Consider the following 16,325-nt stretch of genomic DNA (forward strand, 5'->3'; position numbering starts at 1 on the left):
TTGGCCAGCGTCCCGGGCAGCTGTCCGACGGACCCGTTCCCGAGCGGCCCCGGGATGGTCGTCCGGGCACCGCCCGCCGGGTCAGTGGGCGTCCGGGCACCGCCCGCCGGGTCAGCGGTCGTCCGGGACGAGACGCCCCGCCGCGATCCGGTCCGGCTGGCCGGTCTTGGCGATCAGGCTCGCCACGTGCTTCTCCACGGTGCGGGCGGACAGGTGCAGCCGGTCGGCGATCTCCCGGTTGCTGAGCCGACCGGCGAGCAGGAGGAGCACCTCGTACTCCCGGGGTGTCACGCCGGCGGCCCGCAGCACGCCGGGGATCTCCTCGACGCCGGCCCGGCGCTGCAACGGGCGGGAGCCGGCCCGGCGCAGCAGGCTCCGGCAGGCGGCGGCGACGGCCGGCACGTCGGTGCGGTGGAAGTGGTCCTCGGCGGTCCGCAGCCACTCGACCGGTTCGCCCCACCCGTCGGTCAGTGCGGCCTCGGCGACCAGGCGGAGGCCGAGGTGCCGGGCCACCGGGTACGGCGCGGCGACCCGCACCGCCTCCCGAACCGCGTCCGTCGCCTCGGCCGCGCGGCCCGCGCGGCCGAGGCGCACCGCCTCGGCGAGCAGCCGGAACTGCTGGTTCCAGCGGAGCCGGCCGGGCAGGTCCGCGGCCGGCGGGGCGGACGGGTCGTCGACCTCGGTCAGCGCCCGCACCAGCAGGTCCAGGCCGTGCCGGCCGGCGATCGGGCAGACCGTGGGGTGGTCCCGGTCGGCCCGAGCCGCCCGGCGGGACTCGTGCCAGGCCCGGGCCCGGTCCTCCCGCAGCAGGGCGGCGAAGAGCCGGGTCAGCCCGTGCGTCCAGGAGGCGTACCGGTCGGCGTCGCCGCCGTGCCGGCGGAACCCCACGAGCGCGTCGGTCATCGCCCGGTGCCGCCCCTGGTGCGCGGCGGCCGTGGCGCGCAGGAGCAGGGCGTGTCGGGCGAGGCGCGGCAGCCGGTGCCGGGTGGCGGCGGCGAGCATCCGCTCGGTGAGCAGGTCGGCGGCGGTGAACCGCCCCTGGAGGACGGCGTGCAGGGCGAGCCGCGTCTCCGCCTCGTGGCGGGCGTGCAGCGCGCCCATGCGGGCCGCCGTTCGGTGCGCCCGCTCCAGCCGGTCCAGGTCCCCGGTGCGCAGGGCGTCGTCGTCGCCGAGCCGGACCAGGGAGTGGACCTCCCAGACCGGGACGTGCTGGCGGACCGCCACCGACCAGGCTCGGTGCAGGTGGTCGGTGGCCTCGGCCGGGTCCCGGGAGCGGGTCAGCTCGCCGAGGAGGAGGCCGGCCCGCCAGGCGACGGCCGGCAGACCGGCGGCACGGGCGACCCTCTCGACCCGCCGGGCGGCGGCCTCGGCGCGGGCGGCCCCGTCCGGTCCGCCGCTGCGGGCCGTCAGATGGGCGGCGACGACGTCGAGCGGGGCGGTCTCCGACTCGGTGGCGTCGGGGCCGAGCAGTGCGCGGGCGAGGTCGACGTGACGCAGCGCGTCACCGGTCCGGCCGGCACCGGTCGCCGTCCAGGCCAGCTCGGTGTGCAGGCTGCTCCGGTGGCGCGGGTCGAGCCGGTCGGCGAGGTCGTCGAGCGCGGCGGCGTGCCCGAGCGCGTGGTCGACCGCCCCGGCCTCGGTCTGCGCCCGGATCAGGGACTCCAGTACGGCCGCGCGGTCGGCGACGTCCGCGTCGACGAGCAGGCCGCTGGCCCGGTCGAGCAGTTCCACGGCCTCCTCGGCGGCGCCCCGGTCGACAGCGCGTCGCCCCGCCTCGGCGAGGAGGCGGCCGGCGGCGGCCGGGTCGCCGGCCCGGAGCCACAGGTCGGCGGCTGCCCGGCCGTGTGGACCGGGTAGTCCCGGGTGGACGGCCGTCACCGCGTCGGCGGCCCGCCGGGCCAGCCGACGCCGCTCGGCCAGGTCCAGGCGGGCGAGCAGCGCCGTGCCGACCAGCGGGTGGACGAAGCGGTAGCGGTCCGGCTCCGGGCCGTCCGGTCGGACGAACCGGGCGACCGTCGCGTCACCCAGGTCGCCGTACAGCTCCCGTTCGGGTCGACCGCTGGCCTGGGCCAGCACGGCCAGCGGGAAGACCGGGCCGAGGGTCGCCGCCAGCAACAGCGCCTCCCGCCGGCGCGGATCGAGGCGGTCGACCGGGCGGGTCAGGCAGGGCAGCGCCACCAGGGCGTCGACGCGGGCGCGCCCGACCCGCCATCCGGTAGGAGTCGGCCGCAGCACACCGGCGTCGACCAGTTCGCCGAGGGCGTCCTCGGCGACCCCCGGATTGCCTCCGCTGCCCGCCCAGAGCAGGTCGATCGCGGGCTGCGGCAGCTCGTCGGGATGGGTGTCCAGCCGGGCGCCGGCGAGCCGGCGCAGGTCGTCCGGGTCGAGTGGGCCGAGGGTGACGAGGCGGCAGGCGCCCCGCCGGGCTGCGGCGCGGACCAGGTCCAGCGCCGGTCCCGCCTCGGCGCGGAGCGTACCGAGCAGGGTGGTCGGCTGCCGGTTGACGTTGTCGACGAGGTAGTCGAGCACGGCCAGCGTCCCGCCGTCGGCGTCGTGCAGGTCCTCCAGGACGAGCAGGCAGCCCCGGTCACGGCCGGCCAGCCCGGTGAGGCGCAGTACCCCCTCGGCGAGGGCCAGCAGGTCGTGGTCGGCGGGTTGCGTCCGGGGCGGTTCGACGACGGCCCAGTCCGGCACCAGCCGGGCCAGCGCCGACCGGTACGGCCCGAGCGCGGCGAGGTCGTCGGGTTCCAGGGCACCGGTCACCGAGATCAGCGCCTCGCGCAGCGGTCGCAGCGGCATCGCCGGACCGACCACGCCGCAGCGGCCGTGCAGCACCCGCGTCCCGACGGCGGACGCGAGGTCACGGGCCACGGCGGCCAGCCGGGACTTGCCGATGCCCGGTCCGCCGACCAGGAACACCGCTTGACCGTCCCCGTCGCGGGTGGCGGTCAGGATCCGGGCCAGGGTGCGCAGCTCGTCGGTGCGGCCCACGAGTCGTGTCACCCCCACCGACATGGATAGAAACATATCAATCTTGCGGGGGGTGGGTCCACGGCTACCGACGGGCAACCCGTCCGGCGCGGACCGGATGCCGGGGGCGCCCGTGTACCGGCGGTGGGTGGTGACCACCCAGATTGTCCCTGCCGGGGACGAACCGGCCGGCGCCCGCCGCGACGCCGGCCACCAGCGACTCCGGCGGCCCACCGACCGATTCCGGCACCACACCGCCCGCCCCGGCCGCACGGGCGCGGCGGAAGGGGTCGGAATATGGGTGACCGGCTGCCCTGCCACCGCCCCCGAACAGCGATGAAGCTCACGGGCAGGACGTAGCGACCGCCCACCGGTCCCCACGATCCGGACCGGCTCGATCGACCCAAGGGGGCGGACCTCGGTGACCGGAAACCCACCCGATCGGCGGCCCCGGGTCCCGGTCCGCCCGTACCCTACCGCCGCACCGGACCGGCGGACGGACGGTGACCACGACGGACCGGCCCGCCGGACCGGTGCCACGCGGAGGCGGACATGAGCCTGTTGCGACCGGACGACCTCGACGCCGACGAGGTGGCCTACCGGATCTTCCAGGTCAGTCGGGACCGGGATCCCTGGCGCGTCGAGGACGTGCTGCGGGAGGGGCGGTTCAGTGACGACCCGGCGCGCGCCGAACGCGCGTGGCGGGTGGCGTCCCGGGGCTACTACGCCGAGCAGGCGGGACTGGTCGCCGCGGCCACCCTCGCGGCGGAGACCGACGACGCCCCGCTGCGCTTCAGCCTCGCCCTCGCCACCGCCGACGAGGCCCGGCACGCCGATGCCTTCTACCGGTACGCGAAGGCGGTCGGCGGGGAACCGGAGCCCTGCCGCGAGGTCCTGCAACCCCTCGACGACGGGCTGGCCGCCCTGCCCTACCTGGGGCGGGCCCTGGTGCACACCCTGCTGGAGGGGCTGGCCGCCGACGAGTTCATCCTCCTCGGCGAGGTCTTCGCGGGCGACCCGCTCGGCCGGCTGTACCACCACGTGCGCCGGGACGAGATCCGGCACATCGCCATCGGCCTCAACTTCCTGGCCCGGGAGACCCGCACCCCACGGGGTCGGGAGGTCTGGGCCGAACACGCCCGCGAGTGGCACGACGTCGGCATCGGCCTCACCGGTCTGGAGGAGGTCGCCGACGCGCTGGCCACCCACACCGGCCGGGAGCCCGCCGGGGTGCGGGCCTGGTTCCTCCGGCGGCACCGGGCCCGGCTCGCCGCCGCCGGAATCCCCATCGAGATCGAAGGAGGGAGGTGATCCCGATGAAGATCACCGTCGTCAAGGTGAAGGCGTCGACCCACGGCGTCGTCAAGCACTCCATCCAGACCCGGCACGTCGCGCCGGCAGTCAGGTAGCGGGCGGAGTCCGAGGAAGGGAGGTGATTCCGATGAAGATCACTGTCGTCAAGGTGAAGGCGCCGACCCACGGCGTCTGCAAGTACCTGGTGCCGCTGAACCGGCCCCAGACCGAGTCGCAGAAGTGACGCAGGGGGCCCGGGTGGAAGCCGGCCCACCCGGGCCCACCCGCAACCGGTGTGAGAAAGGGGACGATGACGTGTCCGTTTGCCTCGTCGCGATGCCGTGGCAGTCGCTGGAGTCACCCTCACTGCCGCTCGGCCTGCTCCGCGCCGCGGTGACCCGGGCCGGCCTGCCCACCCCGGACACGTACCACGCGAACCTGCGGTGGGCGGAGTTCCTGATGGCCCGCACCGACGACGAGCTGGGCCCCCGGGAGTACACGGCGGTCGCCGAGGAGGGCCTCTTCGACGGGTTGGGCGACTGGGTCTTCACCGGCGTCCTGCACGACGACCCCGACTTCGGCGTGGAGACGTTGCAGGTGTACGCGGGGGAAGGTGGTCTGGACATCGGGCCGGTCACCCGGATGCGCACGCACGCCGCGGACTTCGTCGAGCTGGTGACCGACGAGGTGCTGGCGCGCGGACCCCGGATCGTCGGCTTCAGCACCACCTTCATGCAGAACGTCCCGAGCCTGGCGGTGGCCCGACGGATCAAGGCCCGCGACCCGGGCGTCACGATCGTCTTCGGCGGCGGCAACTGCGACGGGCCGATGGGCGTCGCCCTGCACCGCAACTACCCCTTCGTCGACCTCGTGCTCCGGGGCGAGGGAGAGAAGTCGTTCCCGGCCCTGCTGCGCGTGCTGGCCGACGGGGCCACCCCGGAGACCCTGCGCACCGTCCCCGGGCTCTGCTGGCGGGACGACACCGGGGTGGCGCACCAGAACCCGCAGTCGTCGCCGCTGCCGATGCCGCAGGTGCCGGTCCCCGACTTCGACGACTGGTTCGCCCGGCTGGAGGCGTCCCCGGTCAACGTGCACGTCGAGCCGAAGCTCGTGTTGGAGACCGCGCGGGGCTGCTGGTGGGGCGAGAAGCACCACTGCACCTTCTGCGGCCTGAACGGCACGCTGATGACCTTCCGGGCGAAGAACCCGGACGCGGTGATCCGGGAGATCGGCGAGCTGACCGGCCGGCACCGCACCCTCGACGTGATCATGGTCGACAACATCATCGCCAACACCTTCTTCACCACGGTGCTGCCCCGGCTCGCCGAGCTGGACTGGGACCTGCGCCTGCACTACGAGGTCAAGTCGAACCTGAAGCCCGCCGAGATCGACATCTTCCGGGCCGCCCGGGTCAGTCACGTCCAGCCCGGCATCGAGAGTCTGGTGTCGCCGGTACTCAAGATCATGGACAAGGGCGTGGCCGGGACGCGCAACGTGCGGACCCTGCGCGACTGCGAGTCCGCCGGCCTCACCGTCACCTGGAACTGGCTCTACGGCTTCCCGGAGGAACGCGCCGAGGACTACGCCCCGGTGCTGCGGCAGCTCCCGGCGCTGATGCACCTGCAACCGCCGGCCGGGGCGTCCCGGATCCTGCTGGAGCGCTTCAGCCCGTACTTCGAGAATCCGGCGCTGGGCTTCCCGCACCGCCACACGGCCCGGGCCTACCGGCACGTGTACGACCTGCCCGAGGAGGACCTGCACGACATGGTCTACCTCTTCGACACCGACCCGGTCGGCATCTCCGACACCGAGGCGAAGGAACTGGGCGACCTGCTCTCCGCGTGGATCGCCGGATACCCGGACAGCACCCTCCTGCGGATCGACGAGCCGGACGCGACCGTCTTCGAGGACCGTCGGGTCGGGTGGCCGGTCACCGACCACCGGATCACCGACCCCCTGCACCGGGCGGTGTACCGGGCGACGGAGCCGGGCCGGTCGCTGGCCGCCCTGCACCGCGAGGTCTCCGCCGGGGGCTTCACCGTCGCCGAGGAGGACGTGCGCGAGATCCTCGCCGGGTTCGCCGACCGGGGGCTGGTCTTCGTCGAGAACGGGCACTGGATCGGCCTCGCCACCAGCGCCATACCGATCAAGGTTGGGTGACCATGTTGACCTCCGACCTGCCCGCCACCGGAGCCGACGCGCCCCGGAACCTCCCGCCGGTCACCCCGGAGCTCACCTACCGCACCGTCGACGCGGACACCGTGTTCCACTTCGGGCGGTCCCCGGCCGAGGACCTGGACCTGCTGCGCTACCTGCGTGAGGTCACCAGCCACGCGGTACGGCTGCGGTGGCGGCTCGCCGGGCGGCCGTGCTTCCCGCTGCACACCCACGTGCACCTGGTGGCCCCCTCGGGCGGGGTGGACGCGGACTCCGCCGCCCACGCCGCCGCCTGGACCGCCGGCTACCGGTACGGCAGCTTCTTCTACCGGCGCGGCCCCGGCTTCGTGGCGATCAAGGACGTCCGGCCGGAGAGCGAGGACGCCCGGCTGACCATCGACGAGGGCGCCGAGCACTTCCTCGCCATGGCCGAGGCGCGCACCGTGGACGACCTGGCCCCGCAGGCCCGGGACCTGGTCGACACGGTCGCCGAGGCCGGGCTGCTGCTCCGGGTCGACCAGCGCCTGCTGGTCCTGCCCTACCGCCTGCGGCACTGGCCGGTGCCGTACCTGGCCGTCTGAGCGCCGGCCGCGTACCCGTCGTCCACCGGGAAGGAGCAGCGTGGTGCGTGCCACGGACCAGGTCCCCGACTACCCGTTCCTCGGCTACGCGGAGCTGCGCCTCGATCCCCGGCTGGCCGAGGCGCGGCGTACCGGCACGCTGACCCGGGTCCGGCTGCCGTACGAGGGCGAGGCGTGGTTGGCCACCCGCTACCGCGACGTCCGCAGGGTGCTGACCGACCCCCGGTTCAGCCGGGCCGCGGCGATGGAGCCGGACGTGCCCCGGCAGACCCCGGACCCGCCCTTCGTCAGCACCATCATGGACGTCGACCGGCCGGAACACGGACGGCTGCGCCGGCTGGTGGCGGTGGCGTTCACCGAACGACGCATCGAAGGGCTGCGACCGTACGTGCGGGCGGTGGCCCACGGGCTCCTCGACGACATGCTCCGGCAGGGGCCGCCGACGGACCTGACCCGGGCCCTCGCGCTGCCGCTGCCGATGACCGTGATCTGCCGGACGCTGGGCGTGCCGTTGGCCGACCGGGACGAGTTCCGCCGGTGGACCGAGTCCCTCGTCGCGCTGCGCAGGATCACCGCTGAGGAGTTCCGCGTGGTGGTCGACGCGCTGGAGGCGTACCTGCGGGACCTGATCCGCCAGCGCCGTGGGCAGCCCACCGACGACCTGCTCAGCGCCCTGGTCCAGGCCCGGGACGAGGGCAGCCGCCTGACCGAGGAGGAGCTGCTCTCCTTCGGGGTGACCCTGCTGGCCGCCGGGTTCGAGACCACCGCCAGCCACATCGCCAGTTCGACGTACCTGCTGCTGACCCGGCCCGGACTCTGGTCGGGCCTCGACACCGGTCCGGACCGGATGGCCGGCACGGTCGAGGAGCTGCTGCGGTTCGTCCCGCTCAACGGCGGCACCGGGCTGGCCCGGGTGGCCCTCGAGGACGTGGAGTTCGACGGGGTGACCGTGCGCGCGGGTGAGGCGGTCTTCGTCTCCACCATCTCGGCGAACCGCGACGGGGAGGCGTTCCCGGACGCCGACACGTTCCGGCCGGACCGGGATCCGGAACCGCACCTGGCCTTCGGCTGGGGGCCGCACCGCTGCCTGGGTGCCCGACTGGCCACGATGGAGCTGCACGAGGCGCTGGTCGCGCTCCGGGAACGGGTGCCGGGCCTCCGGTTGGCGGTGCCGGCCGGTAGCGTGGGCTGGAAGACCGGCACCATCCTGCGCGGGCCCCGCGAGTTGCCGGTCACCTGGTGACCGGGTCCGCCGCCGCCTCGGGAGGTCCGTTGCGTCCCGGCCCGACGACCCCCTCCCCCGGCGGGTCGGCCCTGCGACCGCTGGTGCTCGCGCAGCTCATCAGCCTCACCGGCACCCACGTCACCGCGCTGGCGCTGCCCACCCTGGCCATCCTGCTGCTCGACGCCGGGCCGGTCGCGGCGGCGTTGATCTTCGCTCTGGAGTACGGCGCCCGGGGGCTCACCGCGCCGCTGGTCGGCGTCCTCATCGACAGCGTGCGCTCACCCCGCCGCCTGCTGGTCGCCAACGACCTGCTGCACGCGCTCGTGGTGGCGTCGGTGCCGGCGATGTACCTGCTCGACGTGCTCTCCCTGCCGTACCTGGTGGTGGTCGCCGCGTGCTCCGGGATCCTGTCCGGGGTCACCGACATCTCGATCAACGCGGTGCTGCCCCGGCTGGTGCCCGCCGACCGGCTGGTAGGCGCGAACGCCTCCCTCGCCGGGGCCCGCGCCGCCGGCCAGATCGCCGGACCGGCCGTCGGTGGACTGCTCGTGCAGGCCCTCGGCGCCGCCCTCGCCATCGCCGTCGACACGGTGAGCTACCTCGCCTCGGCGGTCGTGTTCAGCCGGCTGCGCGGGGCCGACCGCAGTGCCCCCGCAGAACCGGCGGTCACCACGCCGGTGCCCCGGCGGGTCGCGCTCCGCCGCTCCGCGGCCGACCTGCGCACCGCCCTGCGGGAGGGCCTGGGCACCTTCCGGGAGATCCCGCTGCTGGGCCGGCTGGCCCTCGCCACCGCCGCGCTGAACGTCGGCGGGGCCGGGCTCGGCGCCCTCTACACCCTCTACGCCTACCGCACCCTGGGGCTGAGCCCGTTCCAGGTCGGGGCCCTGTGGGGGGTGAACAGCGCGGCGGCGCTCGCCGCCGTGGCCACCGCCCGACGGGTGCTCGGCCGGTTCGGGCTGGACCGCTCGATCGCCCTGTTCGCCCCGGTCGCGGCGGGCTCGCTGCTGCTCATCCCGGCCGCGTCACTCGCCGCCCCGCTGCTGCTCTTCGTGATCTACGAACTGATCTTCGGGTACTGCGCGACGGTCTGGTCGGTGGCGTCGGCCACCCTCCAGCAACGGCTGGTGCCGGCCGAACGGCTCGGCCGGGTCATCGCGTTCAGCCGGACGGTGTCCATCCTGGCCGTTCCGGTGGGGGCGCTCGTCGGTGGCGTCGCCGCCGACGTCTGGGGGCTGCCGGGGACCCTCACCGGCTTCGCCCTGGTCGCCCTCGCCGGCACGGCCACCGTCACCGGGACGATCCGCCGGGAGCGGCACCGGAACGACCCGGCCGCCGCCGTCGACACCGACGCGCGGGCACCCTGGTCCGGACCGGTGACCGGGGAGGCGCCCCGCTGATCAGCTCGTGGCCGCGCCCAGCAGGGCCAGGGCAGCGGCGATCAGCAGGGTCACGCCGGCACCCACCCCCGTCGTCGCGCTCAGCGGCAGCTTCCACCGGCGGGCGACCAGCCACGCGGCCAGCGCCACCACGACCATCACCACCGCGAGCACCCGCAGCGCCGGACTCCGCAGGACCGGGGCCATCGGCCAGAAGTGCACCCCGACCACGAGGCAGACCCACGTCGGGAAGAGGTGGGCCTGCTTCCGGAGCGCCAACGCCAGCACGCCGAACGCGGCGACGCCGAACTCGATCCCGACGATCACCCCGTACCGCTTCATGGCCCCCGGTTCGCTCAACGCCGACCCGGTCGACCAGTGCAGGACCGCGAGCACCCCGCCGGTGACGGCGACCGCGAGGCTCAACACCGCCCCGGCGATCAACGGACGCACCAGGGCCCTCGGCGGCCTCTCCTGCGCCCAACCGAACCAGGACGACGCGAAGGCACCGAAGATCAGCGCGGTCATCGCGTGGTCGCGCGCAAACTGCATTCGGACCTCGTTCGGCTCGGAGTGGGTCCCCACCGTGCCACACCCACCGCCTGACCTGGTCAGCAGGGCCGCGAACGTCTCCCGGTAACCGGGGCGACACAGCCCGGCGAGGAACGGGCGGAGGGACCGGGAGTCGCCCGCTCAGCGCTCGCCCTGGTGGGCGCGCAGCGCGGCCCGGAGCCGGTCGACCAGTTCCCCGCACTCGGCGCGGGACAGGGTCAGCGGTGGCATCAACGGCAGGAAACCCGGTGCGTAGCTGGTCAACAGCCCGTGGTCGCGGCAGGTCAGCCGGAACCGGTTGACCTCCGCGACCGACCAGGGCGTGCCGTCGTCGTGGGCCAGCCCCAACCCCAGCATCATCCCCTCGCCCACCACCGGGCCGATCCCCGGTTCACCGGCCAGCGATCCGGTGATCAGCTCGACGAGGTGCCGACCGGTCTCCCGTACCCCCGCCAGGAACCCCTCGGCGGTGAGCACGTCCAGCACGGCGAGGCCGGCGGCCATCCCGATCGGGTGCCCGTCGGTGGTGGAGCCGTTCGGGAAGCCGAGCCGCAGCGGCGGGTCGGCGAGCGCGTCGAAGATCGGCGTGCCCACCACGAGCGCGGCCAGCGGAAAGTAGCCGGCGCTCAGCCCCTTGCCGAGCACGACCATGTCCGGGGCGACCGGGAGCCGTTCGCTCACCGTCATGGTCCCGGTGCGCCCGGCCCCGGTGGTCACCTCGTCCACGACGACGTGGACGTCCCGGGCCCGGCACTCGGTGATCAGCGACGCCAGGAAGGGCAGCGAGACGGCCCCGATGTCGCTGCCGAGCACCGGCTCCACGATGACCGCGGTGACCCGGTCCACGCCGATCTCCTCGACGAGCGCCAGGATCTCCGGCAGCGCCGGCCCCGTGACGTGCCGGACGTACCCGTCCAGCGGGGCCGACCAGTCGTGCAGGATCGGCTCGCCGGTCAACGCGGTGGCCAGCGGACCGGTGCCGTGGTAGCCGTTGTGGACGGCGACGACGTACCGCCGGTCCGGCTGCCCGGTCATCCGACGGTGGAAGCGGGAGAGCATCGCCGCCGACTCGGTCATCTGGCTGCCGGTGTTGCCGAACCGGACGTGCCGCAGCGGCGCCGGCATCAGCGCGGCGAGACGGGCGGCGTACTCGACGGCCACCACGGGTGGGTGCTCGTACCGCATCACGGTGCCCGAGGGGAGCGTGTCCAGCTGCCGCCGCATCGCCTCCTTCACCGGCTCGCAGGAGTGGCCCAGGGTCAGGTTCCACATGGACGACCGGGCGTCGAGGTAGCGGCGTCCGGCCGCGTCGGTGACGTGGTTGCCGGCGCCGGAGACCAGGAACAGTCCCGGGTCCGCGTCCCGGAAGAAGTCCGTCATCGGCGACAGGCCGTGCCACACCGCGTAGTCCGCGGGAAATTCCGACGTCATCTGATTCCTCCCAGTTGTGCCGCCCCGGTGGGCCGCCGTGCGGTCGACGTCGGTCAGTGCGCGCCGGCGGCGGACGGTCCACCGGTGCCCGCGTACCGCCGGCGGGTGAGGGCGAGGGCCGCCCCGACCACGTCGTCCACCGTGGGCAGCAGGGGCGCCAGCAGCACGGGGCTGGCGGGTGCGGGCACCGCCGCGCCGGCGACGACGGCCAGCCGGTCCGGTTCGACCGCACCCACCTGGACCAGGTGCAGGCCGAGATCGCACAGCAGGGACGAGGTGCGCGGTTCCTCGTCCACCAGCACCACCGGACCCGCCCCGGCCACCAGCCCGGCCGTGCCGTCCCGGTCCAGCGGCGCGGCGGTACGCAGGTCGACCACCTGGCAGCGCAGTCCGTGGTCGGCGAGCCGACGGGCGGCGCGCAGACAGAGCGCGACCGTGTTGCCGATGCCCACCAGGGTCAGGTCCCGTCCGGCCAGCGCCCGACCGGCCACGCCGAACGGCAGGGCCGCCGGGGTGTCCTCCGGTTCGGGCAGGTCCGCCCAGTCCGGCGTGTACAGGCGGGGTGACTCGAGCACCACGACCGGATCGGGGTGCCGCAGCGCGGTGCTGAGCAGCCCGGCCGCCGTGTTGGGCGAGCTGGGAACGGCGACGACCAGGCCGGGGATCTGGCTGAGCATCGAGTGGGCGCTGTGCTCGTGCTGGGCGCCCAGGTGCTCGTCGCCCCGGGTGAGTCCCCGGATCACCAGCGGTACGGAGAACTGCCCGTCGGACATGTACCGCCACTTGGTTGCCTGGTTGACCAGTGGGTCGAACGCGGTGAACAGGAAGGCCACCCGGGCGATGCTGACCAGCACGCGCCGCCCGACCAGCGCCATCCCGACGGCCATGCCGACCATCGCGTTCTCCGCGATCGGCAGCCGGACCATCCGGTCGGCCCCGAACAGCTCGATCAGGTCGGGTTGCTGGTAGGTGCAGAACATGTGCAGGTCGGGTTGTTCGGTCAGCGCCGCCCGCACGGCCGCACCCACCGGATGCCGCCGGGTCACCGGGCCACCGCCACCGGTCCGGTGGTGACCTGCCCGGCCGCCGCCACCGGTCCGGTGGTGACCTGCTTGGCGGCCGTGGCCGGGTCCGGTGGTGGGGCGGCGAGGGCGGCGGCGAAGGTTTCGTCGACCTCCCGCACCGTCTCCTCGCGGCACCGGTCCCGCCAGGCGTCGGTCAGGTCGGCGCGGGCGGCGGCGATGTCGAGCGGATCGCGGGCCCGCCAGTAGGCGACCTCGTCGGCCGGCCGGTACTCGGCGGGCCGGGCCGCGCCGACCTGGGCGTGGTAGTGCCGCAGGTAGGTGCGGGCCACCAGCACCTGGGGACGGCGCTCACGCCGGCACCGGTCCAGCAGGCTCCCGGCGGCGCGGTGGACCGCCTCGACGTCGTTGCCGTCGACCTCGAGGTGGTCGATGCCGAGTCCGGCCACCAGCTCCGTCGGACTCCGGTGCCGGACGAGGTCGCTGCGGGTCTGGTCCTGCCAGCCGTTGTCCTCGCAGACCAGCACGAGGGGCAGGCCGAGGGTGGCCGCGATGGAGAGGGTCTCGAAGCTGACGCCGGTGCCGAGCGCGCCGTCACCGCAGAAGACCACGGTGGCCCGGCCGGCGGCGGCGGACTTCTCCGCCATCGCCACCCCGGCGGCGATGGCGAGCTGGCTGCCGACGATCGAGCTGGCGCCGAGGAAGTGGCGGGTCCGGTCGGCCAGGTGCATCGAGCCGCCCTTGCCCCCGCAGAGGCCACCGGAGCGGCCGAGGATCTCCCGGACGATCCCGTCCAGCGGGAGGCCGGCGGCGACCGCGTGCCCGTGGCAGCGGTAGAAGCTGACCACCCACTCGTCCGGGCGGCGAGCCGCGAGGACACCGACCGCGACCGCCTCCTGCCCGGTGTACGGATGCACGAAGCCGACGATCTCGTCCCGGTTGGCGGACTCGATGATCCTCTCCTCGAGGATCCGGATCCGGATCATCGTCCGGTACGCCGCTGTCACCTGCACAACCGTTCCCGCCTTCGCCGGACCGTCGGGTTTCCCCGGGTGGTGGAGCCTTCTCGGCGTGGATCTGCAATCCTGCCATGACAGTGACGCATGTCAATAGAGATCGTCGTCCGGCCGGGAGCGGCGGGGTCCGATCGTCACGGAACTGTCATCGATCCGCGCGGTGGCCGCCAATCCCCGGCGGCAGGGTGGGACGCGGCGGCACCACCGGCGTGGCGCCGGACGACCGGGACCGTCACCCGCGACGGCCGGCGACTCCCGTTCCGACCCGGGGTGCGCGGCGGTGCCCGCGCCTCGACCCGCCAGGAGGGAACGACCCGATGACCGTGGTGTCCGAAGAGCGGCTGATGACCCTGACCTGCGACACCTGTGGCGAATCCACCACCGGGCTGGCCTGCGTGCTGCCCGACGCCGAAGTCGTCTGGACGCTGGTGACCGACCTCGGCTGGAGCGGCTCGCCGTTCGCCTCCGGGCCGCACCGCTGTCCGCACTGCAGCCTGCTGCCCGGGGCCGAGGAGCGGACCGGGTGCGACGCCCACGGTCCCGGCGGCGTCCTGGGCATCGACCACGTCGAGGACGTCACCGTCGTCACCTCCGTCGGTGACGTCGACCTGGACACCGGCGACACCCTCCGCGCCGCCCTGCACCACGCCGCCGACATGGGCGGCGACGTGGTGGTGGACCTGGGCAGGGTGCACCTCCTCGACTCCACCGGCCTGGGCCTGCTGGTCCGGGCGCAACGGGAGGCCCGCGAACGGGGCGCCACGCTCTGCCTCGCCGCCCCGTCGGCGTTCGTCCGCACCGTCCTGCGGACCATGCGGCTGGACGCCGTCATCCCGACCTTCGCCAGCCGGGACGAGGCAGTGGCCCACCTGGCCGGCCACCGGACCACCACCCCCACGGGGCGGGCGGCGGTGCCGGGCGGGCACCCCTGACCCCGTCCGCCGGCAGCGCCCCCGCCCCTCCCCACCGCACCCGCCCGCAAGGAGTCGTCCCATGGTCCTGCCCTGGCCGTTGCCCGACGAGAACGCCCACCCCTTCGAGCCGTTCCCGACGCCGCCGACCGACGACGACACCCGCCTCGCCGTCGCGGTGACACGACGGCTCCTCGGCAACCGGCTCACCCGCCGCCAGCGGATCACCGTCGAGGTGCAGAACCGGGTGGTCATCCTCGCCGGCACCGTGGAGACCCCGGACGTCCGGTTCACCGCCGGGGAACTCGCCTGGGGCGCGGCCGGTGTGGCCGACGTCTGCAACGCCCTCCGGCTCGCCAACCGGCACCGACCGCGACGCTGACCGTGCCGCCGGGGCGGCCGGATGGGCGGCTCGCGTCCGCGGTGACCGGACCGGACGGGGTGGTGGGTCACGCCCGCCCGCGGCCGGGCCGGGGTCACCCCCCGAAGGACGTCCCGGCACCCCGGCGTCGGCGGCGCAGCAGCACGACGGCCAGGAGCGCCCCGAGCAGCAGCACGCCGGCACCCGCCAGCTCCGGCCACCGGGATCCCCGGGACGCGCCCGCGTCGGGGACCGCGACGACGGCCGGGGCGGTGGGCGGACTGCCGGTCGGCGTGGCGCCGGGCACCGGCTCGCCCGGGTCGACCAGCCGGCCGACCGTGCCGTCCCGGGGCAGCGAGAACCCCCAGTCGAGCAGCGCGGCCCCCTGCTGCCAGCCCCGCAGCGGCCGGGGCTCGGCCCCGAGCAGCGTCACCACGAGCCGTCGACCGTCCCGCTCGGCCGCCCCGACGTAGGTGTGCCGGGCCAGGTCGGTGAAGCCGGTCTTGCCGCCGAGCGCCCCGGGGTACCGGGCGACGAGCGGGTTCTCGTTCTGGATCTCGAAGCCCCGCGCCAGCCGTCCCTGGGCCGGCACCAGGGCCCGTGGGGTGAGCGCGTAGCGCCGGAACGTGGGGTCGGCGAAGCAGACCCGGGCGATCAGCGCCAGGTCGTACGCGCTGGTGAACTGGCCGGGGCCGTCCAGGCCGGACGGGGTCACCGCGTGTGTCTGGTACGCCCCGAGCCGGTGGGCCCGCTCGTTCATCGCGCGCACCCCGCCGGCCGCGCCCTGCCCGCCGCCACCGAGCCGGGCGAGCACGTTCGCGGCGTCGTTGCCGGACTGGAGCAGCAGCCCGAGCCAGAGCAGCTCCACCGGATAACGGCCCCCCTCGACCAGCCCGACGGCGGAACTGCCCGGCTCGATGTCGAGGTCGGCGCGGGTCACCGTGACCACCTGCTGCGGGTCGAGGGCGGGCAGCAGCGTCGCCGCCAGCAGCAGCTTCTGCACGCTCGCCGGGGTGGCCGGCTCGTGCGGGCCGCACCCGCCCAGCACCGCCCCGGTGTCCAGGTCGGCGACCAGCCAGGAGGTTGCGGTCAGCGCCGGTGGCGGCGCCGCCCCGGGCGGTACGACCAGCCCGGGAGTGGCCAGCGCCGCCCCGCCGACGGCCCGCTCGGCCGGGGCGACCGGCGGCGGTGCCGGGCGGGGCGGGCGGGAGACCGCCGGGGCGGGCTGCCGCGGGCAGGGCGGCCCGGCGGCGGGTGGCAGCGGGCTGCCGACCCCGACCGGCCGTCCGGTGACGGCCGGCACGGGAGCCGATCCGGCGGCGGGTACCGGCGTCGGCGCGGCGACGCCGAGGACGAGGGCCCCGACGACGGCCGCCGCGCCCCGCCGCGCTGATCCGGTCATGACGTAGCAGGTTAACCACCCATCGGTG

General features: G+C 75.0%; 13 protein-coding genes. 7 read left to right on the forward strand and 6 right to left on the reverse strand.

All coding sequences use genetic code 11. The annotated features are described in order from the left end of the window. Positions 1 to 111: 111 nt before the first annotated feature. Complete coding sequence (locus AB0F58_RS24410) at positions 112 to 3,015, reverse strand: AAA family ATPase (protein WP_357147187.1); 2,904 nt, start codon at positions 3,013 to 3,015, stop codon at positions 112 to 114. 507 nt (positions 3,016 to 3,522) lie between these two features. Between AB0F58_RS24410 and AB0F58_RS24415 the strand changes: the two genes are divergently transcribed. From AB0F58_RS24415 to AB0F58_RS24435, 5 genes are all read left to right on the forward strand, one after another. Continuing rightward, a complete protein-coding gene (locus AB0F58_RS24415) occupies positions 3,523 to 4,281 on the forward strand; it encodes a ferritin-like domain-containing protein (RefSeq protein ID WP_357147190.1) in 759 nt (252 codons plus the stop codon). Between the two features lie 297 nt (positions 4,282 to 4,578). Continuing rightward, a complete protein-coding gene (locus AB0F58_RS24420) occupies positions 4,579 to 6,423 on the forward strand; it encodes a RiPP maturation radical SAM C-methyltransferase (protein ID WP_357147193.1) in 1,845 nt (614 codons plus the stop codon). 2 nt (positions 6,424 to 6,425) lie between these two features. Continuing rightward, positions 6,426 to 7,001 carry a DUF5825 family protein gene (locus AB0F58_RS24425; protein ID WP_357147196.1) on the forward strand — a complete coding sequence of 192 codons (576 nt, stop codon included), beginning with the start codon at positions 6,426 to 6,428 and terminating at the stop codon, positions 6,999 to 7,001. A gap of 43 nt (positions 7,002 to 7,044) precedes the next feature. Next, positions 7,045 to 8,244, forward strand: coding sequence for a cytochrome P450 (locus tag AB0F58_RS24430; protein ID WP_357147199.1), 1,200 nt, complete (start codon positions 7,045 to 7,047; stop codon positions 8,242 to 8,244). Continuing rightward, positions 8,241 to 9,623: an MFS transporter gene (locus tag AB0F58_RS24435; protein ID WP_357147202.1), complete on the forward strand. Its 1,383-nt coding sequence runs from the start codon at positions 8,241 to 8,243 to the stop codon at positions 9,621 to 9,623. The genes AB0F58_RS24430 and AB0F58_RS24435 overlap by 4 nt, the downstream gene beginning before the upstream one ends. Here AB0F58_RS24435 and AB0F58_RS24440 read toward each other — a convergent pair whose 3' ends face one another. From AB0F58_RS24440 to AB0F58_RS24455, 4 genes are all read right to left on the reverse strand, one after another. Beyond that, complete coding sequence (locus tag AB0F58_RS24440; RefSeq protein ID WP_357147205.1) at positions 9,624 to 10,154, reverse strand: hypothetical protein; 531 nt, start codon at positions 10,152 to 10,154, stop codon at positions 9,624 to 9,626. Positions 10,155 to 10,295: 141 nt separating this feature from the next. After that, the gene (locus AB0F58_RS24445) at positions 10,296 to 11,585 is read right to left on the reverse strand and encodes an aminotransferase class III-fold pyridoxal phosphate-dependent enzyme (RefSeq protein ID WP_357147208.1); all 1,290 of its coding nucleotides are present in this window, start codon (positions 11,583 to 11,585) and stop codon (positions 10,296 to 10,298) included. Positions 11,586 to 11,638: 53 nt separating this feature from the next. Next, positions 11,639 to 12,631 (reverse strand): transketolase C-terminal domain-containing protein, encoded by a 993-nt coding sequence (locus AB0F58_RS24450; protein WP_357147210.1) that lies wholly within the window; start codon positions 12,629 to 12,631, stop codon positions 11,639 to 11,641. Next, entirely contained in the window at positions 12,628 to 13,614 is a 987-nt protein-coding gene (locus tag AB0F58_RS24455) for a thiamine pyrophosphate-dependent dehydrogenase E1 component subunit alpha (protein ID WP_357147213.1), read from the reverse strand. Before AB0F58_RS24455 ends, AB0F58_RS24450 begins: the two co-directional genes overlap by 4 nt. Positions 13,615 to 13,940: 326 nt before the next feature. On the opposite strand from AB0F58_RS24455, the gene AB0F58_RS24460 reads away from it, so the two are divergent. Then, on the forward strand, positions 13,941 to 14,555 hold the full coding sequence (locus AB0F58_RS24460; protein WP_357147215.1) for an STAS domain-containing protein: 615 nt from the start codon (positions 13,941 to 13,943) through the stop codon (positions 14,553 to 14,555). A 61-nt stretch (positions 14,556 to 14,616) separates the two neighbouring features. Beyond that, the gene (locus AB0F58_RS24465; protein WP_357147218.1) at positions 14,617 to 14,916 is read left to right on the forward strand and encodes a BON domain-containing protein; all 300 of its coding nucleotides are present in this window, start codon (positions 14,617 to 14,619) and stop codon (positions 14,914 to 14,916) included. 94 nt (positions 14,917 to 15,010) lie between these two features. On the opposite strand, the gene AB0F58_RS24470 is transcribed toward AB0F58_RS24465, so the two are convergent. Beyond that, positions 15,011 to 16,297 carry a D-alanyl-D-alanine carboxypeptidase gene (locus AB0F58_RS24470; protein ID WP_357147221.1) on the reverse strand — a complete coding sequence of 429 codons (1,287 nt, stop codon included), beginning with the start codon at positions 16,295 to 16,297 and terminating at the stop codon, positions 15,011 to 15,013. Positions 16,298 to 16,325: the final 28 nt, after the last annotated feature.

Source organism: Micromonospora sp. NPDC023956 (assembly GCF_040639195.1).
Lineage (GTDB): Bacteria > Actinomycetota > Actinomycetes > Mycobacteriales > Micromonosporaceae > Micromonospora.